The 24968-nt window shown below is 65.4% G+C and carries 23 protein-coding genes; 9 read left to right on the top strand and 14 right to left on the bottom strand.

Features of this window, described 5'->3' with window-relative positions; translation table 11 throughout:
* The first annotated feature begins 86 nt into the window (after positions 1 to 86).
* Positions 87 to 986 (top strand): ATP-grasp domain-containing protein, encoded by a 900-nt coding sequence (locus tag BMY53_RS19580; RefSeq protein WP_092948180.1) that lies wholly within the window; start codon positions 87 to 89, stop codon positions 984 to 986.
* Between the two features lie 5 nt (positions 987 to 991).
* Here BMY53_RS19580 and BMY53_RS19575 read toward each other — a convergent pair whose 3' ends face one another.
* A complete protein-coding gene (locus tag BMY53_RS19575; RefSeq protein ID WP_092948179.1) occupies positions 992 to 1612 on the bottom strand; it encodes a DUF3050 domain-containing protein in 621 nt (206 codons plus the stop codon).
* 17 nt (positions 1613 to 1629) lie between these two features.
* Positions 1630 to 2823 (bottom strand): MFS transporter, encoded by a 1194-nt coding sequence (locus BMY53_RS19570; RefSeq protein WP_092948178.1) that lies wholly within the window; start codon positions 2821 to 2823, stop codon positions 1630 to 1632.
* A 205-nt stretch (positions 2824 to 3028) separates the two neighbouring features.
* Between BMY53_RS19570 and BMY53_RS19565 the strand changes: the two genes are divergently transcribed.
* Positions 3029 to 4420 carry an aminotransferase-like domain-containing protein gene (locus BMY53_RS19565; protein ID WP_092948177.1) on the top strand — a complete coding sequence of 464 codons (1392 nt, stop codon included), beginning with the start codon at positions 3029 to 3031 and terminating at the stop codon, positions 4418 to 4420.
* 8 nt (positions 4421 to 4428) lie between these two features.
* Here the strand turns inward: BMY53_RS19565 and BMY53_RS19560 are convergent, their stop codons facing one another.
* Positions 4429 to 5184, bottom strand: coding sequence for a hypothetical protein (locus BMY53_RS19560; RefSeq protein WP_092948176.1), 756 nt, complete (start codon positions 5182 to 5184; stop codon positions 4429 to 4431).
* 196 nt (positions 5185 to 5380) lie between these two features.
* Here BMY53_RS19560 and BMY53_RS19555 point away from each other — a divergent pair, with 196 nt between their 5' ends.
* Entirely contained in the window at positions 5381 to 5977 is a 597-nt protein-coding gene (locus BMY53_RS19555; RefSeq protein ID WP_143074157.1) for a hypothetical protein, read from the top strand.
* A gap of 31 nt (positions 5978 to 6008) precedes the next feature.
* Here BMY53_RS19555 and BMY53_RS19550 read toward each other — a convergent pair whose 3' ends face one another.
* Positions 6009 to 8846, bottom strand: a complete 2838-nt coding sequence (locus BMY53_RS19550) for a TonB-dependent receptor (RefSeq protein WP_092948174.1) — start codon at positions 8844 to 8846, stop codon at positions 6009 to 6011.
* A gap of 312 nt (positions 8847 to 9158) precedes the next feature.
* Here BMY53_RS19550 and BMY53_RS19545 point away from each other — a divergent pair, with 312 nt between their 5' ends.
* A complete protein-coding gene (locus BMY53_RS19545; RefSeq protein WP_092948173.1) occupies positions 9159 to 9725 on the top strand; it encodes a DUF3617 family protein in 567 nt (188 codons plus the stop codon).
* A gap of 67 nt (positions 9726 to 9792) precedes the next feature.
* Here the strand turns inward: BMY53_RS19545 and BMY53_RS19540 are convergent, their stop codons facing one another.
* Both BMY53_RS19540 and BMY53_RS25535 read right to left on the bottom strand, forming a co-directional pair.
* Positions 9793 to 11169: a DUF1214 domain-containing protein gene (locus BMY53_RS19540; RefSeq protein WP_143074156.1), complete on the bottom strand. Its 1377-nt coding sequence runs from the start codon at positions 11167 to 11169 to the stop codon at positions 9793 to 9795.
* Between the two features lie 441 nt (positions 11170 to 11610).
* Positions 11611 to 12015 carry a hypothetical protein gene (locus tag BMY53_RS25535; RefSeq protein ID WP_143074155.1) on the bottom strand — a complete coding sequence of 135 codons (405 nt, stop codon included), beginning with the start codon at positions 12013 to 12015 and terminating at the stop codon, positions 11611 to 11613.
* Between the two features lie 637 nt (positions 12016 to 12652).
* Between BMY53_RS25535 and dusA the strand changes: the two genes are divergently transcribed.
* Positions 12653 to 13642: a tRNA dihydrouridine(20/20a) synthase DusA gene (dusA, locus tag BMY53_RS19535; RefSeq protein ID WP_404947893.1), complete on the top strand. Its 990-nt coding sequence runs from the start codon at positions 12653 to 12655 to the stop codon at positions 13640 to 13642.
* Between the two features lie 55 nt (positions 13643 to 13697).
* Positions 13698 to 14279 carry a methylated-DNA--[protein]-cysteine S-methyltransferase gene (locus tag BMY53_RS19530; protein WP_092948171.1) on the top strand — a complete coding sequence of 194 codons (582 nt, stop codon included), beginning with the start codon at positions 13698 to 13700 and terminating at the stop codon, positions 14277 to 14279.
* A gap of 62 nt (positions 14280 to 14341) precedes the next feature.
* Here the strand turns inward: BMY53_RS19530 and BMY53_RS19525 are convergent, their stop codons facing one another.
* The 6 genes from BMY53_RS19525 to BMY53_RS19500 form a co-directional block, all read right to left on the bottom strand.
* Positions 14342 to 15361, bottom strand: a complete 1020-nt coding sequence (locus BMY53_RS19525) for a recombination-associated protein RdgC (RefSeq protein ID WP_092948170.1) — start codon at positions 15359 to 15361, stop codon at positions 14342 to 14344.
* Positions 15362 to 15467: 106 nt separating this feature from the next.
* Positions 15468 to 16160 (bottom strand): DsbA family oxidoreductase, encoded by a 693-nt coding sequence (locus BMY53_RS19520; protein ID WP_092948169.1) that lies wholly within the window; start codon positions 16158 to 16160, stop codon positions 15468 to 15470.
* Positions 16161 to 16182: 22 nt separating this feature from the next.
* Positions 16183 to 17181 carry a succinylglutamate desuccinylase/aspartoacylase family protein gene (locus BMY53_RS19515; protein WP_092948168.1) on the bottom strand — a complete coding sequence of 333 codons (999 nt, stop codon included), beginning with the start codon at positions 17179 to 17181 and terminating at the stop codon, positions 16183 to 16185.
* Entirely contained in the window at positions 17178 to 18107 is a 930-nt protein-coding gene (locus tag BMY53_RS19510; protein WP_092948167.1) for a PIG-L deacetylase family protein, read from the bottom strand. The genes BMY53_RS19515 and BMY53_RS19510 overlap by 4 nt, the downstream gene beginning before the upstream one ends.
* Before the next feature lie 264 nt (positions 18108 to 18371).
* Positions 18372 to 19478 (bottom strand): DMT family transporter, encoded by a 1107-nt coding sequence (locus tag BMY53_RS19505; protein ID WP_092948264.1) that lies wholly within the window; start codon positions 19476 to 19478, stop codon positions 18372 to 18374.
* Positions 19479 to 19584: 106 nt separating this feature from the next.
* Positions 19585 to 20904 carry an omega-aminotransferase AptA gene (locus BMY53_RS19500; RefSeq protein ID WP_092948166.1) on the bottom strand — a complete coding sequence of 440 codons (1320 nt, stop codon included), beginning with the start codon at positions 20902 to 20904 and terminating at the stop codon, positions 19585 to 19587.
* Between the two features lie 115 nt (positions 20905 to 21019).
* Here BMY53_RS19500 and BMY53_RS19495 point away from each other — a divergent pair, with 115 nt between their 5' ends.
* Positions 21020 to 21493: an Lrp/AsnC family transcriptional regulator gene (locus BMY53_RS19495; protein WP_310732125.1), complete on the top strand. Its 474-nt coding sequence runs from the start codon at positions 21020 to 21022 to the stop codon at positions 21491 to 21493.
* A 50-nt stretch (positions 21494 to 21543) separates the two neighbouring features.
* On the opposite strand, the gene BMY53_RS19490 is transcribed toward BMY53_RS19495, so the two are convergent.
* Positions 21544 to 22437, bottom strand: coding sequence for a DMT family transporter (locus BMY53_RS19490; RefSeq protein WP_092948164.1), 894 nt, complete (start codon positions 22435 to 22437; stop codon positions 21544 to 21546).
* Positions 22438 to 22568: 131 nt separating this feature from the next.
* Positions 22569 to 23354: a ferritin-like domain-containing protein gene (locus tag BMY53_RS19485; protein WP_092948163.1), complete on the bottom strand. Its 786-nt coding sequence runs from the start codon at positions 23352 to 23354 to the stop codon at positions 22569 to 22571.
* A 59-nt stretch (positions 23355 to 23413) separates the two neighbouring features.
* On the opposite strand from BMY53_RS19485, the gene BMY53_RS26010 reads away from it, so the two are divergent.
* Together BMY53_RS26010 and BMY53_RS26005 are read left to right on the top strand one after the other, a co-directional pair.
* Complete coding sequence (locus BMY53_RS26010) at positions 23414 to 23938, top strand: gamma carbonic anhydrase family protein (RefSeq protein WP_177200967.1); 525 nt, start codon at positions 23414 to 23416, stop codon at positions 23936 to 23938.
* A 9-nt stretch (positions 23939 to 23947) separates the two neighbouring features.
* Positions 23948 to 24904, top strand: a complete 957-nt coding sequence (locus tag BMY53_RS26005; RefSeq protein ID WP_177200966.1) for an Hsp33 family molecular chaperone HslO — start codon at positions 23948 to 23950, stop codon at positions 24902 to 24904.
* Positions 24905 to 24968: the final 64 nt, after the last annotated feature.

Genomic DNA, 24968 nt, shown 5'->3' with positions numbered 1-24968 from the left:
CCTCCTGCGGTGCCGGATTCATTCCCTGGTCATGGGTTGCCGAAGAGGCGGCCCGACCACGTTGCCCGAATTCATTTAGATTCATCATGAAAACTCTCGCTTTGGTGACCAGCGCTGGCAGCCTGCCCATCGACTTCGACATGCCCCTGCTGCTGGAGGCCTGCCAGGCACTGGGCCTGGAGGCACAGGTGTGCGACTGGGAGGATCCAGCCGTGGCGTGGGACCGCTTTGACGCAGCGGTTCTTCGTTCTCCCTGGAACTATGTGGACGTGCTGCCCGCCTTCATGGGCTGGTGCGACCGGGTGGCCCCGGTCACCCGTCTGTTCAATCCGCCCCGTGTGGCCCGCTGGTCCCTGGACAAGCGTTATCTGGGCGACCTGGCCCGCCACGGTGTGCCGGTGGTGCCGACGCGGTTCGTGGCACCGGACGAGCAAGCGCAGAGGGTCTGCGACGAGTTTCTGGCGCTGCACCCGCGCGCCGGCGAGATCGTCGTCAAACCCGTGGTGGGCGCCTATTCCCGCGATGTGCGGCGCTTTCCACGGCGGGCGGCCGCGCAGGCTGGTGACTACGTTCGAACCCTGCAGCAACGCAGTCATCACGTCATGCTCCAGCCCTACCTGCCGGCCATCGACCAGGCGGGTGAGACCAACCTGGCGTACTTCGACGGCGAATACAGCCATGCCATTCGCAAGAGCGCGATGCTGATGGCCGACGGCACGGTGCATGTGCCCACCCAGGACCTCCGCCAGGCCCGTGATGCCGACGCGGACGAGCGGGCCGTGGCGGGCGCGGCCTTGCGCGCCGCCGCTGCCCATCTCCAACTGGATGAGCCACTGCTGTATGCCCGGGTGGACCTGATCCGCGATGACGACGGGCAGCCCGTCGTGCTGGAACTCGAGATCTGCGAGCCCTCATTGAACCTGCCGTTTGCGCAGGGCAGTGCGATGCGGTTTGCCCAGGCCATGGCGCGACGTATCGCCGGGTAGGCCGCTCAGGCGGCGATCTCGACGAGCGGCTTGCGCTCGAACAGCCGGGGGATGGACCGGTAGGTATTGAGCCGGGCGGTGTAGAACGGCACCAGCCGGTCATCAACGGCGAAGCTGCGGGTCAGATCGTGGTGACCACCTTCGGCGGCGTCGAAGAGGATGTGCTGTTCCAGGTAGAACTGGAAGGCGGGCAGGGCGGGCGCGGTCCAATCCGGCGCCTGCAGGATCTGCCGGAAGATGCCGGAGAGCTCCTCCTCGCGGCTGAAGACCGACATCGCCCGCACCTCCGGGCTCAGCTGCCGACAAGCGCTGAGGTAGGTGCTGGCATGCTGCAGCAGCAGCGTGTCCCCGCGAACCCCGTGGCGCTGCAGGAAGAAGGACAGGAAGTCGGCGTGGTCCCCAGCCTGCGTGAAGTCGCCGTAGCGCAGGTTGGTCGTGTCGAGTTCACCCCGCGCCATGGCGTGCAGTTCGGGCCGCTCGGGGTAGACCCGAAGCGCGATGCGCAGGGCCTCGGCAAACTCCCGGGCATACACCGCCGAGATGAACATCAGCCGTTGCAGTTCCTGGCCGTCCAGCTGCTCCCAGGGTAGCTCCCGGATTTCGCGAACAATGTTCTTGAAGTGCATGGCGACTCCTGGGTGGGTCATTGCTTGCCGAAGGCTTCGGCGGGACGGGTGGGTAGTTCGGCGAAGTCCGCAGGCTGGGGCATGCGGCGCCCCAGCAGGGCCACCGTGCCCAGGGCCAGCAGCAGCCCGAACGCGAGCAGGGCGGTGGCGGTGCCATACCGGTCGGCCAGGAGGCCGGTGAAGATCACCGGCACGCTGAAGCCGATATAGGCCATCAGGAAGTAGGCGGCCGTGGCGCGGGTCTTTTCCGCGCCGGCCGCTTCCGCCGTGCCGGCCAGGCCGCCGAGATAGACAAAGCCATAACAGGCGCTGCTGGCGGCCAGCGAGCCCAGCAGCACCGCAACCAGCGTGCCGGACCACGCCCCCCAGGCCAGCACCGCATAGGCCGGCACCAGGATCATCAACCCGAGGCGCACAGCATGGCGCGGCTCCTGGCGGCGCGCCATCGGCTGGAACAGCAGGCCGCAGCTGATGGCCAGCATGGTGGCCAGGCCGCTATACCGCGACAGCCCGTGCACGGCCAGCGCCGAGGGCAGGATGGAGATCACCAGCCCCGTGGTGGCCCAGCACAGCAGGATGGCGCCACCAAACCACAGCCCATCGCGGGTGACGTAAGGCAGGCGCAGCATCGGCCCCAGCGGGCCACTGCGCTGCCGGACGGTTTCCGGCAGCCGCCACACCAGGACGGCGGAGACGGCGACAGCCATCAGGTGCAGCAGGAAGCTGGGCGGAGCCACGCTTTCCTGGAACATGAGGCACAGGCTGGTGAGCACCGGGCCAAGCCCAAAACCGATGGAGGTACTCGCCGTCACCCAGTTGGCGGCGCGGGACGCACGCGCGCCACCAAACAATTCCAACATGTAGGCCGTTGCGGTGGCCGACATCAGCGCCGTGCCGGTGCCCAGGATGAACCGGGCCGCCGCCAGCGTGGTGACATGCGGGTGGGCCATCATCAGCGCGGTGCCCAGGGCGGACAGGGCCAGCGCCAGCAGCATCACGCGGCGCCGGCCGATCCGGTCCGACAGGCCGCCCAGGGCCAGCAATACCGGCAGCACCCCGGCGACGTAGAACGAGAAGGCGATGGTGGTGGCCATCACCCCGACGCCATCTGCACGCGCATAGGTCGCGTACAGCGGCGCCTGCAGATTGACGCCGGTGGTGATGACACAAAGTGCGCCGGCCAGCCACGCCGGATGTTGTCGTTGTTCCATGCCTGCAAAAGCTCCCTCGTTGGAGGACCTCTGTGGCGTCGAGGCCCCTTCTCCTTGGACCTCCCACCCTGAATTCAATGCAATGGGGGCCCGCTTGGATTGCAGGATAGTCATGACATGGGTACAAGCACAGACACAGTTCCGCATTTCCAAGGCCAACCGTACCCATCCGTTTCAGAAACAGTTCCCATCGCCGAGCCCGACCATGAATCTCCAGATCCAACGTGACTCCGACACCCCGCTGGCCGACCAGGTGGAGCAGGGCCTGCAGGCCCATATCGGGCGTCGGGTGTATGCACCGGGCGCCCGCCTGCCGTCCATCCGCAGCCTGGCGACCGACCTGGGCGTGAGCCGCAATACGGTGATCGAGGCTTACGACCGGCTGGTCACACGCGGTCTGGCGCGCTCTCAGCCGGGCTCGGGCTATTACGTGGAAGACGGGGCCTCGCGTTTTCCTTCAGCCGGGCTGGCCAACCCCAAGGAGGCGGAGAGCGTCACGGACGAGCTCTGGCATCTCTTCCGCGAGCAGGGCGACAGCGTGAAGCTGGGCTGCGGCTGGTTGCCGGACGCCTGGCGGGAGAGTGAAGACATGGCGTACGCCATCCGACAGACCGTCCGGCGGGACCGGGGCGGCCTGTTTGACTACGGCACGCCACTGGGCAGCCCCGGCCTGCGCAAGGCGCTGAGCCGGCGGCTGTTTGCGATGGACATTGAGGCCCCTGCCAACCAGTTCCTGCTGACCAGCGGGGCGAGCCAGGCGCTGGACCTGCTGATCCGGCTGCTGCTGCGGCCGGGGGACACGGTGCTGGTGGAGACGCCGGGCTACTACAACCTGTTTGGCTTGCTGAAGCTGCAAGGCATCCAGATGGTGGGCGTGCCACGCACCGTGAACGGCCCGGACGTGCAGGCGCTGGAGCGGCTGCTGGAGACCCATCAGCCCAAGCTGTTCTTCGTCAATGGCGTCTTCCACAACCCGACCGGCAGCACCATCTCCGTGGCCACCGCGCATCGCATCCTGCAGCTGGCGGAGAAACACGGATTCAACGTGGTGGAGGACGATATTTATGCGGACTTCCAGAACAGCGCCTCGCCGCGGCTGGCGGCGTTGGACCAACTGCGCCGGGTGATCTACATCGGCAGCTTCTCCAAGAGCCTCTCCTGCTCCTTGCGGGTGGGTTTTGTGGCGGCGGCGCCGGAACTGGTCAAGAGGCTGGTAGACCTCAAGATGCTGACCAGCATCACGTCCTCCCGTTTTGCGGAGGAGGTGCTGACGGTGATGCTGGAAAACGGCAGCTACCGCAAACTGGTGGAGCGGCTGCGGCGGCGACTGGACCGTCAACTGGCGCAGGCCAGCCGGGTGCTGAACCAGGCTGGCTGGCAGCTCTTTTGCCGGCCCTCGGGTGGCATGTTCCTGTGGGCGCGTTGGCCGGGGGTGGACGACGCAGCGGAACTGGTGGCGCGGGCGGCGGCGCGTGGGGTGAGTTTTTCGCCAGGGTCGGTGTTCACGCCCGATCAGGCGCTTTGCCCCTGGTTGCGGATCAACGTCACCTATGTGGATGACCCGAGGGCCATGGCGTTTCTGAACAAGCCGGTGTGAGAGGCTCGCTACGGTGTCAGTTCAGTCAGCAGCGCTCCCAACACCAGCCAACCCAGAACAGCGCCCAGGGCCGGCGCAAGAAGGCTCTTGCGCCGATAGTGCGGGCCATAGGCAGCGATGAAGCGCTTGCTCTGGAAGCGGCCGCTGATGAAATACCAGGTGGCGGTAAGGCCGCCCAGCGAAAAGATGCTGGCACGGAAGGCGACCGCCCACCCCGGATTCAACTCATGCGTTCCCAACACCGCAAGCAGGCTGAGGGCGGTCAGGACGACCAGCCACATCCATTGACTGATTCGGCCCTCACGGGCGGCCAGCTTCCGGGCGTTGGCCATCTGCACGGCCACGCCGAAGATGGGCGTCAACAGCAGGCTGAGCAGTGCGGCGCGGTCGGGGTTGAAGAGCAGGGCCGGTTGCGTGTCAAAAACGGCCGGTGCCGTGGTGTCCTCGTCCGGCAGTTCATAGGCACCAGCATCAAAGGCCGCCATGACATCACGGGCAGCACCCACTTCCGGCCCCGGCACCAGCACACCCACCGCATTCACGGCCTGGGTTACCCATGGGTTGCCCTGGCCGGTGTTGTCGTCGGTCACGCGGGGGGAGAGGCCAGCGGACAGCAGGACGCCGCGCAGGACGTAGGCCTCGGTGGGTGAGGCAAAGCTGGCGACGCGGACGAAGTCTTCGCTGACGAGGTCGGGGTGCACCGTCTGGGGCGTCTGTGGGGTGGTGCTGCCAGCGTGAGCCGGGAGCGCGGTGTGGTCTGGCATTCAATTCTCTCCCGTGAGGTGGCCATGCTCTGTGGCAAGGCGCACCGACATGTTCTGTGATGCGGGATGTTCTGGCGGTGTCTCGCGTCACATTACCCCGGGCATCTGGGTGATTATGATCGCGCCCGTTCTGATCAGATCGTCACGACTTATGCGAAATTCATCTCTGCGGGCTGTCGCCAGCCTGGCACTGGTCATGGCCAGTCTTGCCCATGCCGAAGATTCGGTGCTGGTGCCTCCGGACGACACGGTGGCCGGTGCCTCCCAGGCCCTGTGGTCGCAGCGGTGGTGGGAATGGGCAGGTTCCTTTCCCATGGAGATGAGCCCGATTGCCGACAAGACCGGTGATTTATGCACCAACGGCCAGAGTGGCGATGTGTGGTTTCTGGCGGGTACCTACGGAACCAAGCGTGCAGTGCGGACCTGCCATGTGCCGCAAGGCAAGTACCTGTTCTTTCCCTTGATCAACTATGTCGCTTATCCCCCGTATGGCCATGAAGTCTCGTGCATGCAGGTGATGACCGACGCGGCCAGGTTGACCAACGCACCGGGAGGACTGGTGCTGGCGGTAGATGGTGTTCGGTTCACCGAGATGGCGCAACATCGGCAGTTGTCCCCAGCCTGTTTCGACCTGGGCGCCAAGGCCTTGCCGGCGCGCCGCATGTACCCGGCAGCGGCCAACGGCTACTACGCCATGTTGAAGCCGCTGTCGCCTGGACGGCATACGGTGGAATTCGGCGGTTCCCTGCCCAGCATGTACCAGGCGGTGACGTATCAGCTGATCGTGGAGTGAGGTGAGGGCAGGGGCGTAGCGCCCCACGCCATCACTTGAAGCGATAACTCGCGCTGAGGTAGAAGAACCTTCCCCGTGGGTCGGTGTAACTCGGGTCATATCCCGAGATGAAGAAATACGCCTGATTCGAGAACGGCGGGGAGGTGTCGAACAGGTTCTTCACACCCGCCCGCAGTGACAACGCCTTTGTCGCCTCCCATCCCCCGGACAGATCCCACAGCGAATACGCCTTCACCTTGTTCTTCTCCACCACCGTCCCGGTGTCGGTGTCGATGGCCGAGTTCTGATCCGTGTACCCGCTGTAGAAGCTGTTGGCCAGGTTGACACTCCAGTCCCCACGCGCCCAGTCCAGGTTCAGCCGATGCCGCCAGCGTTGCACCACGCCGTCGGTGACAAAGCGCCCCAGGTTGCTGATGTAGGGGTCGCCATCGCCAGTCTGCCGCTTGGAGGTCAACGTCCAGGTGCCCACCAGTTTCGCGGAGAAGCGACCCCAGTCCGAGGCCACTGACCGCAGCTGCAGCGTCAGGTCCAGCCCTGAGGCCTTCTCCCGCCCGCGGTTCTCCTTGTTCAGCTCGATGAAGCAGATCTCGGAATCGTCCGGGTCGTAGTCACAGCCGGCCAGGCCTTCGTTTTCGTTGTAGCGATGCACCAGCGGCTCGTATTTGGCGAGGTTGGACAGGATCACGTCGTCGCCCAGCGTGCTGATCAGGTTGCGCTTCTGGATGTTCCAGTAATCCATGCCCACGCTCCAAAGCGGGGAAGGGTCCGCCAGGAAGCCCAGGCTGAACTGGCGGGACTTCTCCGGCTTCAGTTTGGGGTTGGCCGCCGTATGGGTCTCCCAGGCGTCTGCGCAGAAGCTCAGGTCGTTGTCGTTCTCTGCCATGCAGACGGGGTCCGGCAGCACCGAGGTCACCGCCACCTTGGTGGGGCGGTAGAGGTCATCCATCGACGGCGCGCGGAAGCCGGTACCGGCAGAGGCGCGCAGCGTCAGCTCGCGCACCGGCGCCCAGCGCAGGCCGACCTTGGGATTGGTGGTGGCACCGATGCGTTGGTAGCGGTCATGCCGCAGCGAGAGCTGCGCCTCCCAGCCCTTGGCGAACGGTGCCAGCAGCTCGCCATAGGCGGCCCAGACCTTGCGCGAGTTGTTGGTGAACTGGGCATCGCCTGGCGACGGGTCTCCCAGGATGTTGTCCGAGATCAGCAGGTCGCTGGCTGCGGAGGTGGCCTTCTCGCGGCGCAGTTCTGCCCCCAGCGCCACCGCCAGGTCGCCACCGTCCAGGCGCGTCAGCGTGCGCGAGATCTTGGCGTCCAGCGAGTCCATCACACCCCGGGCGCGCCGCACTTCCTGGTTGATGTTGAGTGACTTCAACAGCGCCACCCCCTCCGCACTGGAAGGCCCAAACGGGTTGAGGATGCCGTCCGCATAGGCCTGCAGCGTCTCGTCTTCCGGCAGGTAGCCGCGAACGTCCCGGTCGGACACGCGGTTGACGCTTTGGTTGTAGCCCCAGTCGTAATCCCAGCCCCCAGCCGTGCCGGTCATGCCCACGACGATACGGCTGCCGGTGCTGGTCAACTGGCTGGCGCGGTTGCCGGCCTCCATCATGCGGGTGCGCACGAGGATGCTGCGGTCATCGGGCAGCGCGTCGCCCAGGCCGGTGTTGGCCAGGGCCGGAATCAGGGCGACATCCAGCTCGGCATCGATGCGGTTGCTGGTGCCGACGTACCAGCTGCGGGCGCGGCTGAAGGAGTATTCGACGAAGGCCTGGTGGTTCTCGTTGATCTGCAGCACGCCTCGGCCCAGGAAGCCGGTCTTCTCGGTCTTCGGGTAGAGCTCCAGGTCCCGCATGTAGTCGTAGGTGCAGGCATCCTCGCCACCGATGCCGCCGGGCAGGTAGAGCGTGTGCGGCGGTTGGCAATCGGGCGCGCTGAGGTTGATGGTGCGGTTCACGATGGGCTTGCCGTTGATCGTGAACCCGACGGATTGCAGGTAGTCCCGCTGGTCGCTGCTGAGCCGGATGTTGCCGGGGAAGGTCACCCCGGAGAGCAGGTGAGGCAGCCGCTCCGGAATGCGCAGGTCCGAGATGAACTGGCGTTGTGAGGTACGCAGGGCATCGGTGCGCTGGAAATCCAGCACGCCGAAGACATTGAAGCCGTCACGCGCCAGGTCGCCGTGCCCGCCGGAGATGGAGCCGGTGCGCTTGCCGGCGCCGCCCTCCCCGGAGAACCCGCCGTAGACGTCCAGTTGCAGGCCCTGGAAGTCCTTGCGGGTGATGAAGTTGACGACGCCCCCGATGGCGTCCGTGCCGTAAAGCGCCGAGGCACCATCCAGCAGCACTTCCACCCGCTCGATGGCCGCGGCGGGAATGTTGTTCAGGTCCACGCCGTTGTCATCGCCCGGGGAGGCAAAGTTGGCCATGCGCCGGCCGTTGAGCAGCACCAGGGTGGACGACGTACCCAGGCCGCGCAGGTTGGCCGAGTTCATGCCCATCTGGTCCTTGAAGCCGCCCGTGCCGATGCTCACACCATCGGTCAGCCCCTTGCTGCTGGCCGAAACGGTGGCCATCAACTCGGCGGCCGTGGTGACGCCGGCCTTGACGATGTCCTGCCGACTGATCACCTGGACGGGCAGGGCGCCTTCATCGGCCAACCGCTTGATGGCGGAACCGGTGACTTCGACCTTCTCCAGCTTCTGCGGGGCGGTGTCGGCGGCTGTGGGTGTGCCGGGTGGGGTACCCGTTGCCTGCGCCAAGGCTGCCAGTGGTGACAGCAGGGAGAGCGTCGCGGTCAGGCCCAATGCCGCAGCCAGGCGGTGCGGGGCGGATGGGGTGCGGCAAAGCCGGCGGCGAGCGCCCGCGAACGAGTGGTTCATGACTGGTGTCCCTGCAAGGCCGATGAGGCGTACGAGCCAGTCTAGGAAGACGTGTCAGCGCAGCAAAGTGGGATACATACGGGGAAGTCGCGCAGAAACAACTCGGGTACGTTTGCTGACACACGCTCCCGGTGGGGAGGGTGCCCCATGAAGGAGCGCCCGGAACAGGGATGGGCGCCCCCTGGCGTCGCCTGGCGCCTCCTGGCGGACCTGCAGCCGGCGGATCGGCAGAGCTGCCGTCCCCTGTTGGGGGGCCCAGGGAGACAGCGTCCGGCCGTTAAGCTGCCGCATCACTTTGTTGGATGACTTGGGATGAAGCCAAATTTCTTGCGTGCCGGTGTTGCTGTCGCTGCTGGCGCAGCGCTGACGTGGGGCACGGGCGCCGCACAAGCCCAGACGGTCAACGTCAAGCCTGGCCTGTGGGCCAGCAGCTCGGCCGGCACCATGAATGGGAAGAAGCTGCCCACGATTCTGGACATCAACGGTGCCTTGACGGCGCAGCAGAAGAGCGCCCTCGTGGCGGGCATGCAGCAACTGGGGCTGCCGGCAGGCTCACCCAGCCTGTCGTGCCAGGAATCCGGGACGTTTGAGCTTCCCAAGCCGCAAAGCACCGAGCAATGCACCTTCCAGGTGTCGCCCAGCGATTCCACCAGTGGCAGCATCCAGATGAGCTGCAACGGCCAGCTCAAGGGCGGCGGGTTGGGGACCTACAAGGTCACTGGCAAGACCAGCGCCACCTTGGGGTGGAAGCTGGAGGGCACGGCGCAAGGCATGCCCATCAAGATGGAGCAGACCACCGTCTACAAGTGGGTGCAGGATGACTGCAGCCAGGCGCCCAAGGGCATGGATCCGGCGCTGGTGGAGCTGCTGTTGAAGTGAGCCGGCAAGAGAGGGTGGCGCCCATGCCGGTGCTGCCCGCGCTCTCTTGATCAGCTGGTCCTGACGGCTATTGCAGCGCCGCCCTGCGGGCATAACCCGCGGCGCGCTTGACCAGTTGCGCGGTGCGTTCATCGCCAGTCACATACCTGGTGCCAGCCGGCAGGACACTCGCCAGGTTGCTCAGCTTGACCACCTGCGTATCGATGGCCGGCCCACCGCTGGCCGGGCTCGTGGCCGGCAGGTTCTGCCACCGCACCATCAGCGTGCCCTCATGCAAGCCGACGGGATCAATCCAATTGGCCACGCCGGGGTCCTTCACGGAGAGCACGAAGGTGAAGCTGCCATCGGCATTGGGTGTCGCCTGGATATTGTTGAGGCTGGATTGGTGCTGGATGGGATCGACCGTCACCAGCCACGGGTCGGTCACGGGGAACACCAGGTAGCCTGCGCCGCCCGTCTTGACCGTTGCCACCAGCGCTTCATCGTCGGCCAGCCTGAAATGGCCGAACGAGCTTGCTTGCGTTGTGAGTGTGCCCAGGGTCGATGAAATGGATGGCGTGGATACGGTGTTGACGGCATTGGTGTGCGTCTTGAGCCCCAGCGCACCGACGCCGTAGTCGACGATCGATTCCTGCAGGTTCAGCCACGCGGTGGCCGCGATGGCGAAGGCGTCCTTGGGGGCGTGGGTGGTGCCGTCGTCCAGGCGTTTGACGCTGAGGATGTCCGGCGTCTCTGTATTCCAGTTGCCCAGGTTGTTGCGCACGAAGAGTTGCTGCGCCTGGCCATTGGACTGGATGTGATTGACGCGGCCGTCGGCTGGTGAACTGTCCACGGTGATCGTGAAGCTGCCATCCGGATTCACGACCAGATCGTTGCCCGCCAGAATGGCCACCGTCTGCTGCGAGTTCGGATTGCTGATCAAAGAGAACGTGACGTCAGTCGGGCCGGGAAAGGTGCGCTTGCCCTGGATGACATAGCGGGATGACCCGTTGATGGGAATGATCCGGTAGATGTTGTCCGGGTTGTCGTAGGAATAACGACCGCCGGGTACTGTCACGCCGGGGAGGTCGTGCGGGGGAGCGTTCAGCCAGTACACCTTGGGATTGAAGGGGTCGCTGTTGACCGCCTTCTGGATCGCGCTGAACGCCAGTTCCTTGATGGCGTTGTCGAGCCGGCTGGCGGCTTCGGTGCTGACGTTGCCGCCATACGCCAGCGCATAGGCGGCTTTGGCCTGCGCCTTCAACACGGGATAGCTGTTGTCCTTGTTCACCTGCACAGCCAGGGCATCGAGCGAGATCTGGTCCGGAGTGGCGAGCGACGAAGCCGGTGGTGCGGCCAATACCGGCAAGGCCGGCAAGGCGGCTGCGGCAAGCGCAACGCAGAGCCAGGTGTTGCGAAGCGAGTGGGGCAGTCGTGAATTGGCGGCGCTTGGAGTCGGACGCATCTCGTTCCTTTTTCGTGAGGGATGGAGGACACGAGAATTCTGTTGTGCCGCCTGGCCGCAGGAATAGGAAGATATTGTTGCTAGGGTAGCCCGCAAACGCATAAGCGCCGCTGGGGTGCGCAGTTCAGGGCGCTCAGTTCGGAGGCGTTCCGAGTGGATCGACGCCCAGGCGATGAAGGCCTCGTTCCGTTCCGTCACCACGGTGGCGGAATGGCGTCTGTCACGGCCGATGGCTATATCGCAGCGATCGCGGCGGCCAACGGGTTCGCTGCCGCGACGCGAGACACAGCACGTTCGAGGCCTCAGGTGTCACCGTCATCAGCCCGTGTGGCCCCAGGCATAAAGGACGCCTTCGCAGCTCAACGATCATCAGCGCTTGCGTGCCCACCTGCAATTCGCCAGATGAGCTACAGCGGCGCTGAACGGCAATATTTCAGTCTGTTAGACCCATCGTCCTTTTGCCTTTGCCAGTTTGGGGAATCCCTTCGCTTGCGCTCGTTCAATCGCCGAGTTAATGACATGGGGAAGAGTAAGTAGATCAACTATTGTCTCTCCGATTTCGCTCGCTTCGTGTCTTGAAAATATTCGTTCGAGATTTCCACCCAGGTTGCCGTTTGCATCTGAGGTACTGCCATTTTGGAAGCTTATCGGTGTGGGGGTTTTCAAGCCGAATCGTGTTGCAGAAACCGTATCCTGGAAATAGTAGCTTACTATTCCATCCGCATGCGGGCCAAAGAAGTTCGTTCCTACGTAGACGAGTGGCTCGACACTTGGCATCGTCTCATCGACGTCTGCGTACGCTATTCGATAATAAGTCGAACCCACTTCAAGCGATTTGGCAGTCATTGGCGCTCCGATAACTGAAATGAAAGAGTAAAGCCATTGAATTTGACTTCGCTAGGCAAAGGGCCTGCCGAATTGCCCATCTCCGTGGCATCGGCGTGATTGGTGAATTTGGGAGGTTGGTGGTAATCGATTTAAAGTCGAATTGTAGATTTGCGGAGCTATATGCGTTACCACCTCTCCGTCTGCATATATACATGTATTGACCGGTCCGATTGGATTAAATTGTATGTTGCCCTCTGTTTTCGAGGTATCAGAGTCCGACCGTGGTTTGGGAAGTCGGACGAGATCGTGCCCCCGAGGCAGGCTTCGCTGCCCACCTGAATGGACCTAACATAGGTGTCGTCGCGAATCGTTGCTGCGAACGTCTTCGTTGGGTTGAAGCTCCGCGTCGGCGCACCCGGGCACGCCACTTCCCGTTCGGCGGGATAATCGATCCCATTGCTCTTGCGAGCCTTCCCCGGATTCTTGTTTTGCTACCGCCCGCCTAGGCAGCGTCGTCGCAGCACTGTGGTGCCAGTTGCAAAGTGCACCCCAGGGGAAATTTCTACAGCTCCGTGCTACGGCACACGCCTCAAAGATGTCTGATTCTCCGTATAAATCAATGGCTTGGAGTCCGTGGAGGCTTTCCGTAGCCCCGATGCTGGACTGGACCGACCGCCACTGTCGCTATTTCCACCGTCTCCTGACCCGCCACACGCTCCTCTACACCGAGATGGTCACCACCGGTGCGCTGCTGCATGGCGACCAGCCTCGTCATCTGGACTTCAGCGAGCAGGAGCACCCCGTGGCGCTGCAGCTTGGGGGGTCCGAGCCGGCGGATCTCGCCGCTTGCGCCAAGCTGGCCGAGCAATGGGGCTATGACGAGGTCAACCTCAATTGCGGCTGCCCGAGCGAACGTGTGCAGCGCGGCGCCTTCGGTGCCTGCCTGATGGCCGAACCCACGCTGGTGGCCGATGGTGTGAAGGCGATGAAGGATGCGGTGAGCATCCCTGTCACCGTCAAGCATCGCATCGGCATCGACAAGATCGAGAGCTACGACTTCGTGCGCGATTTCGTGGGCACCGTCGCCGATGCCGGGTGTGAGGTCTTCATCGTCCACGCGCGCAACGCCTGGCTGCAAGGTCTCTCACCCAAGGAGAACCGCGACATCCCGCCGCTGCGGTATGAACTGGTGCACCGCCTCAAACAGGAATTCCCCGCGCTGACCATCGCGATCAATGGCGGCGTCAAGACCGACGACGTCATTGAAGCGCAATTGGCGCATGTCGATGGCGTGATGGTGGGCCGCCAGGCGTATCACGAGCCCTGGCAAATGGCAGGCTGGGATCAGCGTTTCTTCGGCGCGTCAGAGGCGCCCGTGGTGGACCGCGAGGCCGTTGAAGCGCTCTGGCTGGTTTATCTGGAGCGGCAAGTGGCGCAAGGCCGCCCCTGGTCCCAGGCGATGCGCCATGCATTGGGTCTGTGGAATGGCTTGCCGGGTGCGCGCCGTTGGCGCCAGGTCTGGTCGGACCATCGCCTCAAGAATCTTCCTGTACGTGAAGTGGCACGCCAGGCCACAGAAGCCCGGGAAGCTGCCGCCGAGATTGCACGGCAGCATCCGGCGTTCCAGCCACCGGTCAGTGTTTGAGCAACGTCCGGCCAGCGCTTGAGCAACCCCGATCAATGCTCAGAGGAGCGAGGTGATGCAGGAAATCGTCCGCTTCTATTGCTATGACACCGCGTTGGGGTGTTGCGGCATTGCCTGGACCTCGCGAGGCATCGTAGGGTCGCAGCTGCCGGAGGAAAGTGCCCTGGCCACGCGCGACCGCATGCGGGTACGTTTTCCATGCGCCATGGAGGTCACCGTGGCCGCCGAGCTACCCGAGACGGTTCGCCATGCGTGTGAGAGCGTCACTGCGCTGCTGGCTGGAGAGCCGCGGGATTTGCTGGAGATCGTGCTCGACGACCACTTGCTGCCGGACTTTGACCGTGAGGTGCTGGCGCTGACGCGCCGCATCCCGGTGGGCCAGACCCTGACCTATGGCGAAGTCGCTGCTCGCGTAGGGCAACCCCATGCGGCTCGCGCCGTGGGCCGGGCCGAGGGGCACAACCCGTTTGCACCCATCGTGCCCTGCCATCGTGTGATGGGCGCGCCCAGCGCCGGCAAGGCGGCCAACCTGACGGGGTTCTCGGCGCCGGGCGGTGTGGACACCAAGCTGAAATTGTTGGCGATTGAAGCCCGAGCCACCGGTCAGCAGGTCGGGGAACAGCAGAGTCTGTTCTAGGAGGCGCAGGCGCTTTGACGTTTGATGCAAATCAGACGGCAGTCGCTTCGTGGGATATCAACTCAATCCCACGGCGCGGCTTCCGTCGCCGCTTCAGCATCCATCGCCGGCGCGCGGTGCGCCTCCACGGCTGCCGTCGCCGACCCCTTAGGCGCATGCTCCGCCGCAATCTTGGCCGACTGTCCGATGAAGTCCAGTTCGCCGCCCAGGCCTTCCACCAGCTCGGGGATCAGGTGGCTCAGCTCACCCGTGGCCAGCGCCGCGTCCACGTCGAATGCCTCGTCCTTGGCGGGTTTGTCACGGCCGTCGAACACCACGTCCAGGAACTTGATGCCCTTGACTTGCAGCGTGTCGGTCAGCGTGAAGGAGACCCGCTCTTTCCAGGTCATGGCCAGACGGGTCGGCATCTTGCCGCTGGTCAGATGGGCCTTCACCTCGTCGGTGTCCAGGTTGTGGCGGGCGTAGCGCACCGCCGCCTTCATCTCGTCGGCGGCCTTGAGCTCGCAATCGCGGTCGATGATGAAGTCCTTGGGAGGCACACCATCCATCAGCCAGGCCGCCATGCAGGCCGCCGGGGATTCAGCGCTCTGCAGCAGGTGCAGGTTGAGCGAGGTGTCGGCCTTCACCAGCAGGCTGATGAGCTCATCCGCCTTGCCCAACGAGCCGGCATCCACCATCAGCAGGTGCTGTTTGGGAGAAATCCACACACGCAGGTGCGATTGCAGCGTGAAGGCCCGCGGCAGTAGCTCCAGCTCCACCTGCTCCTTCATGTCGCGTTGCTGCTTCTTGCCAGGGCGGCGCCCGGTTTCCTGCTCGATCTTCTCGACCAGTTCATCCAGGTGCTCTCGCACCACCGAGCCCGGCAGCACGCGCTTTTCCAGCCGCAGGCTCACCAGCCAATGGCCGTCGATTTCTTCCAACAGCCGGGCGCCCGGCTCGCCACGCGGCGGCACCCAGCCGGCCGACAGGGCCTGTGTGGCGCCGCAGGGTTCGAAACGCTCCTGCTCCAGCGCGTCTTCCAGCTTCTCGGCGTTGGGCTGCCAGTCATTGGCGATGCGATAAATGATCAGGTTCTTGAACATGGACGGAACTACAAATGCGCAAAAACAAAAAGGGCCACGCGGACAACGCGGGCCCCGGTGAGATGACGTCGGATTGTCTCAGGTCAGGGCGCTGCCCGGACGCGGATCATCCCCCTTGCGCCAGCATCCCGCTTTCGATCTCCTGCGTCACCTGCCGCAAGGCCTGCTCAAAGGCCTCAGGCGGCTGACCACCGGACACCAGATAGCGCTCGTTGATGATCACCGCTGGCACCGAACTGATGCCATGGCCTTGCCAGAGCGCCTCTGCTTCACGCACCTCGTTGGCGAACTCACCGCTGTCGAAGACGTGTGCGGCTTGCGCCCGGTCCAGGCCGATGCTGGCGACGGTCTCCAGCAACACCTCTCGATCGCCCGGGTTCTTGCCATGGGTGTGATAAGCCGTCAGCAGGGCCAGCTTGAGATCACGCTGGGCTTGTGCGGACTGCAGGCCAGCCCAGTGCAGCAGCCGATGTGCATCCAGGGTGTTGTAGATGCGGCTGCGGGCGCCCTCGGTGAAGGTGAAGCCCACGGCGGCGCCACGCTCCCGAAGATGCTGGCGAATCTGTTGGCGCTGCTCTGGCGTCGAGCGGTATTTGCGGTTGAGGTGTTCCTCGATGTCCTCACCCTCCGGTGGCATGTCCGGGTTGAGCTCGAACGGCTGAAAGTGCAGGTCCACCTTCACCTCGGGCAGCCGCGCCAGTGCGGTCTCCAGGGACTTGAGGCCGACGGCGCACCAGGGGCAGGCCACGTCGGAGACGAAATCGATGCGCAGCGGCGCGAGGCGGGTCGTGTCGTTCATGCCCCGCACTCTAGCCGCAGGCTCAAGTCAACACTCGGTCGCTGGGCTTTGCCAGGTAGAACCATTCATTGCCAGGTTCGGCCTTGCTGTTGGGGAAGACGATGCGGCCGCCCGACGGTGCCAACACCGGTGTGCCATCCGCCCGCGTGCCGATGCGCTCGCCTTCGGCAATGGGGTCGAAGCTGGCCCAGGCGCGTTCGAAGCGGTCATCCACGTGCTCGCGGTCAATGACCTCATAGAGTTGCAGCAATTCCACCGGGCGCTGGGGGGCCGCCGGTTCCACACCCGCCACGCCGCCCGGCGCCACCATGCCCAGCAGCACCAGCGTGCGCACGATGGCCTTGAAGGCGACTTCGGGCCCCTGGGGGTCTTCATGCTGCCCGCATTCCAGCGTGATGCCGTAGCCACCCTGGCTGCGCATGTATTCGGTCGTGCCGACACCGTAATGCGGGTCCTGCTGCAGGGCCATGCGGCGGCTGCCGTCGCTGGCCTTGTCGGCGCGGCGCTTCAGGCCCAGGGCATAGGTGGAGAGCCAGCCCTCAACGATGCGCTCGGTGCCGACCGCCATGGCCAGGGCGCTTTCGGCGGCCTGGTGGCGGAAGGGTTCCAGGTCCCCGTCGTTGTTGCGCGGGCCGAGCATGGCAAAGGCAGGGCCGGGGTTGTTAAAGCTGTGCAGGTCCAGCAGCACATCACTGGCCGCCAGCCAGGGGCAGAGCTGGTTGGCGATGCGGTCCTCGAAGTCCTGCGGGATGGGGGTGGGGCGCAGGTTGCGGTTGAGATTGCGGTCGCCCTCGCGGCGCTGCAGGCGGTGCGCCAGTGGGTTGACGATGGGAATCATGGTCAACGTGCCCTTGAGCAACTGCAGGCTGCCATCGTCCAGCAGGCGCATCACCCGTTGGATGGCGCCCACTCCCGCCACCTCGTTGCCGTGCACGGCGGCGCTCACCAGCAGGCGAGGCCCCGGCTTGAGGCCGGCGAACTGATGGACACGGAGATGCGTGGGGGGCGGCGTCGGGCTCATGGAGGTGGGGAAGCAATGAGAGTCTTGAACGACAGTGGCAGATCACAGGCAAGCGTGGCCGGTGGCAGGTCAGCAGCCTGCTCGCCGTCCACCCATCGGGACAGGCGGTACAGGGTCGCAAAGCCGAACGGTGGCGGCGCTTCGCCGGCACCGGCCAGCAATTCTCCGCCCCGGCGCACGTTGTCTGCCATCCAGGCCGGCAGCCGCAGATGGTAGGGGTTGCGGGCGATTTCGCCATGGTGGCAGGCCAGGGCGCGAACCAGGCGGGCGGTGTCGGCCACGCCGGTCTCGACCAGCGTGTTGGGCGCGTCCTGCGTGGCCCAGAACTCGGTCCAGGCGACCACGGTGGACAGGCGCGCCTCCCGCAGCGCGTCTGTCACCAAGCGGTGGACGCCGATGTGGGTGGGAATGCCATCCGCCGCGTGAGGCACCAGGACCAGGCCAGGACGCTCCGCCTTGAGAAGCTCGGCGACCTGCGTGACCTGGGCCCGCCACAGCGGTGTGCCGGCGTCGGCCGCTTCTGGCTTGACCTGCTCGAAACCGTCCGCCGCCAGCAAGCGCAATTCGAAACCGAGCACCTCGCAGGCCGCTTCCAGCTCAGCCAGGCGCTCGGCACGTCGCTCCAGGCGACTGCCCAGCGTCACCGCGACGTTGGTGACCCGCCAGCCGCCTTCCTGCCGTAGACGCAAGGGCAGGGCCCCGACGATGCACTCATCATCCGGGTGTGGCGCGAACACCAGGGCATGCGGGGGCGTGTCCACGCCGGCAGCGGCACCGGTACCAATGCCGGGCGCGCGATTGCCGCCCGCGTGGCCGGCCAGGCTCTCCCGCGGCGCTTGCTTCAGAACGGAGAACCAGTCGCGCACCCACGCTTCCCATTGCTGGGGAGGGCTGGCGCTGGTCAGGGAGTCGTGGGTAGCAGGCATCAATGGGGGAACCGTACAGGGCGGAATACAGACGGAATCCCAAATGGTATTACATTGGTAGTAAGCCTACAGGAGGCGGAGGCCTTGCTGCAGCCCGTTTTCGGGCAGAAGTCATTGCTTTTCGTGCAGCAGCTATAAGTCGGGGAGAGGGGCAAGGCCAGCAATGCCAAGCAGGGCCAAGCAGGCCAAGCAGGGCCAGACCAGGAGTCTGCATACCTCTCGCGAGCCCGGGTTCCCTCTACGGGATTTACAGTGGCCTGGCGCCTACAGGTCCAGCGGGGAAGCTGGAGACGCTGTGCCTGTGGCTGTGGCCGTGGCCGTGGCCGTGCCTGTCGCTCTGGCTGTGGCCGTGCTCGTGGCCGTGGCTTTGCCAGTGCCCGTCTCGCTGACCGTGATGGGTGCGGACGTGATGGCTCCCCCAGATGTGACTCGATTCGGCCAGGTCGCCAACACCACGCCCCCCAGCGCCAGCGCATAGGCCAGGAGCTGCAGGCTGGACATCGTTTCACCCAGGAAAACGACCCCGATGACCGCCGTCGAGATCGGCAGGAAGACCATGAACACCCCAGCCTTGGGGGCGCTGACATGTCGCAGCCCCTGCATCCACAGCCAGACGGTGATCATGCTGGCGGCCACCGCATAGAACAGCAGCAGGCCCCAGTGTTTGACATCAACAGCACCGAAATTGAAGACCAGCGCCTGCCAGATCCCCAGCGGTGTCACCAGCGCCAGGCCCCAGAGATTGATCAACGCGCTGATGCGCTTGGCGGACAAGGCCTGCGTCAGCCGCTTCCCAATGACGACATAACTGCCCTCGCACAAGACGGCGCCCAGCAGCAGCAGGGCGCCCCAGCCGCTCTGGGCGGCGGCGCCGCTGTCTTGCTTGTTCAAGGCGACCAGGGCAATGCCTGACACCGCCAGGGCAATGCCCGCCAGCACCCGCGCGCCGATGCGCTCACGCAGAAAGATGAAGGACAACAGCGCCACAGCCGCCGGGATGCCGGCCATGACGACGCCGGCGACGACGGCGGAGCTGTGCCGCACGCCGAACAGCATGCAGATCGAGAACAGAAAGTTCCCGAAGAAGGACAGCAGGAACAGCAGCCCCTTGGTGCGGCGCGACATCGGCCCTTCATCCGGCGTACGCGCCAGCCACGGCATCATGATCACGGCCGCCATGCCAAAACGCAGCCACGCGAGCAGGAACACCGGGAACACCGCCACCAGCAGCTTGGACAGGCCGACATAGCTGCCGATGACGCTGGTGCTGGCGGCAAGGCATCCGTAAGCCAGCCAGGGCACATGGTGCGCATGGCCGTGGGTGACAAGCGTGGCGGATGACGGGCGGGATGGCGAGGCGGAGCTTTGCATGAGTGACGCCATCATGCCTGATGGTGCAACGGTGGCAGGGACCTGTCGGCCCCTGTCCGGCCGTATCGGGCTGCGTCCAGCTGCGGAGGCCTTGTCGAGCGGTGTCTCAGGGCAGCCGACGCAACGCCGTCCGGATCGCATCAATCATGCGGTCCAGATCCTCCCGGCTGGCGATCAGCGGTGGGGAGAGGGCAATGATGTCGCCGGTGGTGCGCAGCAGCACGCCCTGATCCCAGCAGTCCAGGAAGGTGGTGAAGGCGCGTTTGGTGGGCTCGCCGGGGCGCGGTGTCAGCTCTACACCACCCACCAGTCCGAAGTTGCGCACGTCGATCACGTGCGGCTCCCCCTTGAGCGAATGCAAGGCCTCGGCGAAGTAGCCTTGCATCTCACCGGCGCGGGTGAGCAGGCCTTCTTCCGCATAGGTGTCCAGCGTGGCCAGGCCGGCGGCGCAGGCTAGCGGGTGCGCCGAGTAGGTGTAGCCGTGGAAGAACTCGATGAGGTGGTCCGGCCCTTGCATGAAGGTGTCGTGGATGGTCTGCCGCGCAAACACGGCCCCCATGGGCACGCAGCCGTTGGTCAGGCCCTTGGCCGTGGTCATCAGGTCGGGCGTGACGCCGAAGGTCTGCGCGGCAAACGGCTGCCCGGTGCGGCCAAAGCCGGTGATGACTTCGTCGAAGATCAACAGGATGCCGTGTTTGTCGCAGATCTCGCGCAGGCGTTGCAGGTAGCCCTGTGGGGGCAGCAACACCCCGGCCGAGCCGGCGATGGGCTCCACAATGACGGCAGCGATGGTGGACGCGTCGTGCAGGGCCACCAGCCGCTCCAGGTCGTCCGCCAGTTCCGCCCCATGGGCGGGTTGGCCGACGCTGAACGCATTGCGGCCGATGTCATGGGTGTGGCGGATGTGGTCCACGCCGGCCAGCAAGGTGCCGAACATCTTGCGGTTGGCCACCATGCCCCCCACGGACATGCCGCCGAAGTTCACGCCGTGGTAGCCCCGCTCACGGCCGATCAGCCGCGTGCGCTGGCCTTCGCCGCGGGCGCGGTGGTAGGCCAGGGCGATCTTGAGCGCCGTCTCCACCGCCTCCGAGCCGGAGTTGGTGAAGAACACCTTGTTCAGGCCGGTAGGGGCGATGTCGGCCAGACGGGAGGCCAGTTCAAACGCCTTGGGGTGGCCCATCTGGAAGGGTGGGGCGAAGTCCAGCTCCGCCGCCTGTTCCTGGATGGCCTTGACGATGCGCGGCCGGTTGTGGCCGGCATTCACGCACCACAGCCCGGCAATGCCGTCCAGCACGCGGCGGCCCTTGTCGTCAGTGAAGTACATGCCGTCGGCCCGCGTTAGCAGGCGGGGGGATTCCTTGAACTGCCGGTTGGCGGTGAAGGGCATCCAGTAGGCGCCAAGGTCGGTCTGGGTGGGCTGTGTCATACCGCCAGTCTAGGCAAGCGTGCGCACAATCGGCGAGCGTCGTGATGTCAGGAAAACCCGAGGCGGCGCAATTTTTTGCGGCGGTTGTGCTCGGGGTTCGCAGAAAATGCCGCCCATGAGCACCAGCCCCACATTGGATTCGATTGATCGCGCCATTCTGGCGGCCTTGCAGCAGGATGCCCGCCTGTCCAACCAGGCGCTGGCGCAGCAGGTGCACCTTTCAGCATCTGCCTGCCTGCGGCGGGTAAAGCGCCTGGAAGAAGAGGGCGTGATCGACCGAGTGGTGGCTTTGCTCAATCCCAAGGCCATCGGCAAGCCCGGCACCAGCTACACCATCATCAACGTGGAGCGGATGACGCCGGCAGCGCTGGCGGAGTTTGAGCAGGCGGTGAAGGACTCCCCGGACATCCTGGACTGCTTCTATGTGGCGGGCAGCAACGACTACCTGCTGCGCTTCGCTTATCGGGATGCCGAGGATCTGGAGCGGCTGCACACGCAGGTCCTGATGCAGCTGCCGGGGGTGGCCCGGGCCAATTCGATGCTGGTGCTCAGGACCGTCAAACGCAGCACGGCGTTCCCGCTGGACTGACCGGCGTCAGGCTTGGCCCGGCTCCGGGGCCAGGCACGGGCAAATCCGGCTCAGGCGGCGCGAGGCCGCAGCACCCGCAACATCGGCAGCAACTGGATGAACAGCATGGCGCCCAGGATCAGCCCGCAGCCCAGCAGGCCGGATGGCGACAGCCGGTCGCCCATCAGCACATAACCGAAGCCGGCGGTGAAGAGCGTCTCCGACGAAAGAATGATGGCGGCATCCGCGGCGTGGGCATAACGCTGGGCGACCACCTGTGCGGTGAAGGCGACGCCCACCGAGAGCACGCCTGTGTAGAGCAGCGGCCACGCTGCCGACTGCAGACCTTCCCAGCTCCAGGTCTCGAAGCCCAGGCCCCAGGCCAACCCCAACAGCCCGCAGCACAGAAACTGCCCCCCGGCCACGGTGTAGGGGGAGTTCATGCGGTCTGCCACCACGCCGATCAGCAGCACATGGATGGCCCAGGGCAGGGCGGAGGCCATCACCCAGGCGTCGCCCAGGCCGATGTTCAATTCATGCGCGCCCGACAGCAGGAAGGCCCCCACCAGGCAGGCCAGCGCACCCGGCCAGACGGACCAGTGCGGCCAATGGCGCAGCAGCAGCCAGCCCAGCAGCGGCACCAGCGGTACGTACAGCGCGGTGAGGAATCCGGCGTTGGTCACCGTCGTGGACTGGATGCCGATTTGCTGAAGGGCCGCGCCCAGGGTGAGCAGCACGCCCAGGCCGATGATCTTCCAGCCGTCACCGCGCGTCAGTACCTTGGCGCCCGGGGCGCGGCGCTCACGGACGATCAGCGGCAACACCACCAGCGCGCCGATGAGGAAACGCACCCCGGTAAACATCATCGGCCCGAGGTGTTCCATGCCATGCGCCTGGGCGACGAAGGCCGACCCCCAGATCATGGCGATGAGGGTGAGCAGGAGGTTGGCTTGGATACGGGACATGAAGGGGTGGGGGCGGTGGCATTCGTTCCGCCGTGGGGCGGTGCCGATGAGGGTGGGCGAGAGGGGCGGCGGGGTGGCGGAGAGGGGCCGAGAGATCGGACGGTGTGGAGAGCATTGAGGGAGGCGGCTTCTCAACTGCTGAGGTAGGCAATCTCCTCGGGGCTGAATCCCGCCGCAGTCCGCGCTTGCACATTGAACGGCGGCCTGAGGCGTGGGGCCTCGAAGCGCTCCACCAGGGTGGGATACAGCGCCACCGGATCCAGCCCACGTGCCTTGCAGAGATGCCGATACCAGCGGTTGCCGATGAGCACGTGGCCCACCTCATCCCGAAGGATGATGCCCAGAATCTCCACCGCGCGATGGTCTCCGGCCCTGGCCAGTTTGGCCTGAAGCGGTGGTGTGGCGTCCAGCCCGCGGGCCTCCAGCGTGCGGGGGACCAGTGCCATGCGCGCCAGCACGTCGCCCTCGGTGCGGCGCGCCATGGACCACAGGCCGTCATGGGCGTCGTAATCGCCGTACTGCTTGCCCAGGGTGCGCAGGTGCTCGTCCAGCAGGCTGAAGTGGAAGGCCTCTTCGGCGGCCACCTGCAGCCAGTCCGTGTAGAACGCCTCCGGCATGCCGGGAAAGCGCCAGACCGCGTCCAGTGCCAGGTTGATGGCATTGAATTCGATGTGGGCAATGGCGTGCAGCAGCGCCGCCCGGCCTTCGGTCGTGAAAGGCGAGCGCGAAGGCACCTGCAGCACCGACATCAGCTGCGGCCGGGCGGGGCGGCCGGGCAGCTCGGTGCCGGGCTGCAGCATCAGGGCAGGGTCCAGCGCCAGGGTCGGCCGGCCGTCAAAAAGCGCGCGGGCGGCCGCCGCCTTCTCGTACGGGTCCGGGATCTGAAGGACCTGCAGCGCGCGGGTACGAAGTTCCATCCTTAGAATTATCGCTTTTGCGCCGGCGAAACCCCGACGGCTCACCGGGAGCACACACCATGGCTGTTTATCAACTGGGCGACCACCGGCCCGAACTGGGCGAGGCCGTCTGGGTGGCCGACAACGCCCAGGTCATTGGCCGGGTGACGCTGGGCGACCGGGTCAGTGTCTGGTTCAACGCCGTGTTGCGCGGCGACAGCGAGCACCTGACCATCGGTGCCGGCTCCAACATCCAGGACGGCAGCGTGCTGCATGCGGATGCCGGCATGCCGCTGGTGCTGGGGGAAAACGTCACCGTGGGCCACCAGGTGATGCTGCACGGCTGCACCGTGGGGGAGAACTCCCTCATCGGCATTGGGGCCATTGTCTTGAATGGGGCCCGTATCGGCCGCAACTGTCTGGTCGGGGCCGGTGCGCTGGTGACCGAAGGCAAGGTCTTCCCGGACGGCAGCCTGATCGTGGGTGCCCCGGCCAAGGTGGTACGCGAACTGACGCCGGAACAGATCAACGGCCTGTCCATGAGCGCCGCCCACTACGTGCGCAACGGCCAGCGCTACGCCGAAACGCTTACTCGAATCGATTGAAGGATATCCATGAGCGAACTGCACAAGTTCCTGTTTGAAGGCCTGCCGGTGCGCGGCATGCTGGTGCGGCTGGACAGCAGCTGGAAGGACATGCTGAGCCGCCGCAAGGAGCCGCTGCCGCCGCCCGTGCGCGACCTGGTCGGCCAGATGGCGGCGGCCGGGGTGCTGATGCAGGCCAACATCAAGTTCAGCGGCTCGCTGATCTTCCAGGTGATGGGGGATGGGCCGCTGAAGCTGGCCGTGGCCGAGGTGCAGCCGGACATGAGCTTCCGTGCCACCGCCAAGACCCGTGAGGACGTACCGGACGACGCCACGTTGCAGCAGATGCTCAATGCACACGGCCAGGGCCGCTGTGCCATCACGCTGGACCCGAAGGACCGCTTGCCCGGGCAGCAGCCCTACCAGGGCATCGTGCCGCTGACGGGCCCGCAGGGTGAGCCGCTGGACAAGCTCTCGGACGTGCTGCAGCACTACATGCGCCAGTCCGAACAGCTGGACAGTACGCTGGTGCTGGCGGCAAACGACCAGATCGCCGCCGGCCTGCTGATCCAGCGCCTGCCCATTGAGGGCGAAGGCAACCTGGAGGCCGGTGCAAGCTCCGGCGTGGAGCGCGAGTTGATGGAGGACGCCTACAACCGCATCAGCATGCTGGCCGCGACGCTGACCAGCGAGGAACTGCTGACGCTGGACAGCGAAACCATCCTGCGCCGCCTGTTCTGGGAAGAGACGGTGCGCCGTTTCGAGCCGCAGGCGCCGCGGTTTGCGTGTACCTGCTCGCGTGAGCGGGTGGGGCGCATGCTGCTGGGCCTGGGTCGCCAGGAGGTGGACGAGATCCTCGTTGAACTGGGAGGCGTGGAGATCGGCTGCGAGTTCTGCGGCAACCACTACGTGTTTGACGCGGTGGATGTGGGTGAGCTGTTCACCGAGGTGGAGAAGCAGGCCCCTGGAAGCGGCAACATCCAGTAAGACCCGGGCCGGCCCACAGAGGCCGGCTACTTATTGCCGAAAGCCCACCGCCGACCGGCGACCG

This window comes from Roseateles sp. YR242 (assembly GCF_900109745.1).
In the GTDB taxonomy this organism is placed as follows: domain Bacteria; phylum Pseudomonadota; class Gammaproteobacteria; order Burkholderiales; family Burkholderiaceae_C; genus Roseateles.
This window is presented reverse-complemented; position numbering and strand designations above follow the sequence as displayed.

Bases quoted from the DNA above. Each gene is read 5' to 3' on its own strand.
- BMY53_RS19545 (WP_092948173.1), top strand. From the start codon at position 9,159: ATGAAGCCAAATTTCTTGCGTGCCGGTGTTGCTGTCGCTGCTGGCGCA.
- BMY53_RS19485 (WP_092948163.1), bottom strand. From the start codon at position 23,354: ATGGAACTTCGTACCCGCGCGCTGCAGGTCCTTCAGATCCCGGACCCG.
- BMY53_RS19575 (WP_092948179.1), bottom strand. From the start codon at position 1,612: ATGCACTTCAAGAACATTGTTCGCGAAATCCGGGAGCTACCCTGGGAG.
- BMY53_RS19555 (WP_143074157.1), top strand. From the start codon at position 5,381: ATGGCCAGTCTTGCCCATGCCGAAGATTCGGTGCTGGTGCCTCCGGAC.
- BMY53_RS19570 (WP_092948178.1), bottom strand. From the start codon at position 2,823: ATGGAACAACGACAACATCCGGCGTGGCTGGCCGGCGCACTTTGTGTC.
- BMY53_RS19550 (WP_092948174.1), bottom strand. From the start codon at position 8,846: ATGAACCACTCGTTCGCGGGCGCTCGCCGCCGGCTTTGCCGCACCCCA.
- BMY53_RS26010 (WP_177200967.1), top strand. From the start codon at position 23,414: ATGGCTGTTTATCAACTGGGCGACCACCGGCCCGAACTGGGCGAGGCC.
- BMY53_RS25535 (WP_143074155.1), bottom strand. From the start codon at position 12,015: ATGACTGCCAAATCGCTTGAAGTGGGTTCGACTTATTATCGAATAGCG.
- BMY53_RS19505 (WP_092948264.1), bottom strand. From the start codon at position 19,478: ATGCAAAGCTCCGCCTCGCCATCCCGCCCGTCATCCGCCACGCTTGTC.
- BMY53_RS19495 (WP_310732125.1), top strand. From the start codon at position 21,020: ATGAGCACCAGCCCCACATTGGATTCGATTGATCGCGCCATTCTGGCG.
- BMY53_RS19540 (WP_143074156.1), bottom strand. From the start codon at position 11,169: ATGCGTCCGACTCCAAGCGCCGCCAATTCACGACTGCCCCACTCGCTT.
- BMY53_RS19560 (WP_092948176.1), bottom strand. From the start codon at position 5,184: ATGCCAGACCACACCGCGCTCCCGGCTCACGCTGGCAGCACCACCCCA.
- dusA (WP_404947893.1), top strand. From the start codon at position 12,653: ATGCTGGACTGGACCGACCGCCACTGTCGCTATTTCCACCGTCTCCTG.
- BMY53_RS19565 (WP_092948177.1), top strand. From the start codon at position 3,029: ATGAATCTCCAGATCCAACGTGACTCCGACACCCCGCTGGCCGACCAG.
- BMY53_RS19500 (WP_092948166.1), bottom strand. From the start codon at position 20,904: ATGACACAGCCCACCCAGACCGACCTTGGCGCCTACTGGATGCCCTTC.
- BMY53_RS19525 (WP_092948170.1), bottom strand. From the start codon at position 15,361: ATGTTCAAGAACCTGATCATTTATCGCATCGCCAATGACTGGCAGCCC.
- BMY53_RS19515 (WP_092948168.1), bottom strand. From the start codon at position 17,181: ATGAGCCCGACGCCGCCCCCCACGCATCTCCGTGTCCATCAGTTCGCC.
- BMY53_RS19490 (WP_092948164.1), bottom strand. From the start codon at position 22,437: ATGTCCCGTATCCAAGCCAACCTCCTGCTCACCCTCATCGCCATGATC.
- BMY53_RS19510 (WP_092948167.1), bottom strand. From the start codon at position 18,107: ATGCCTGCTACCCACGACTCCCTGACCAGCGCCAGCCCTCCCCAGCAA.
- BMY53_RS19530 (WP_092948171.1), top strand. From the start codon at position 13,698: ATGCAGGAAATCGTCCGCTTCTATTGCTATGACACCGCGTTGGGGTGT.
- BMY53_RS19580 (WP_092948180.1), top strand. From the start codon at position 87: ATGAAAACTCTCGCTTTGGTGACCAGCGCTGGCAGCCTGCCCATCGAC.
- BMY53_RS19520 (WP_092948169.1), bottom strand. From the start codon at position 16,160: ATGAACGACACGACCCGCCTCGCGCCGCTGCGCATCGATTTCGTCTCC.
- BMY53_RS26005 (WP_177200966.1), top strand. From the start codon at position 23,948: ATGAGCGAACTGCACAAGTTCCTGTTTGAAGGCCTGCCGGTGCGCGGC.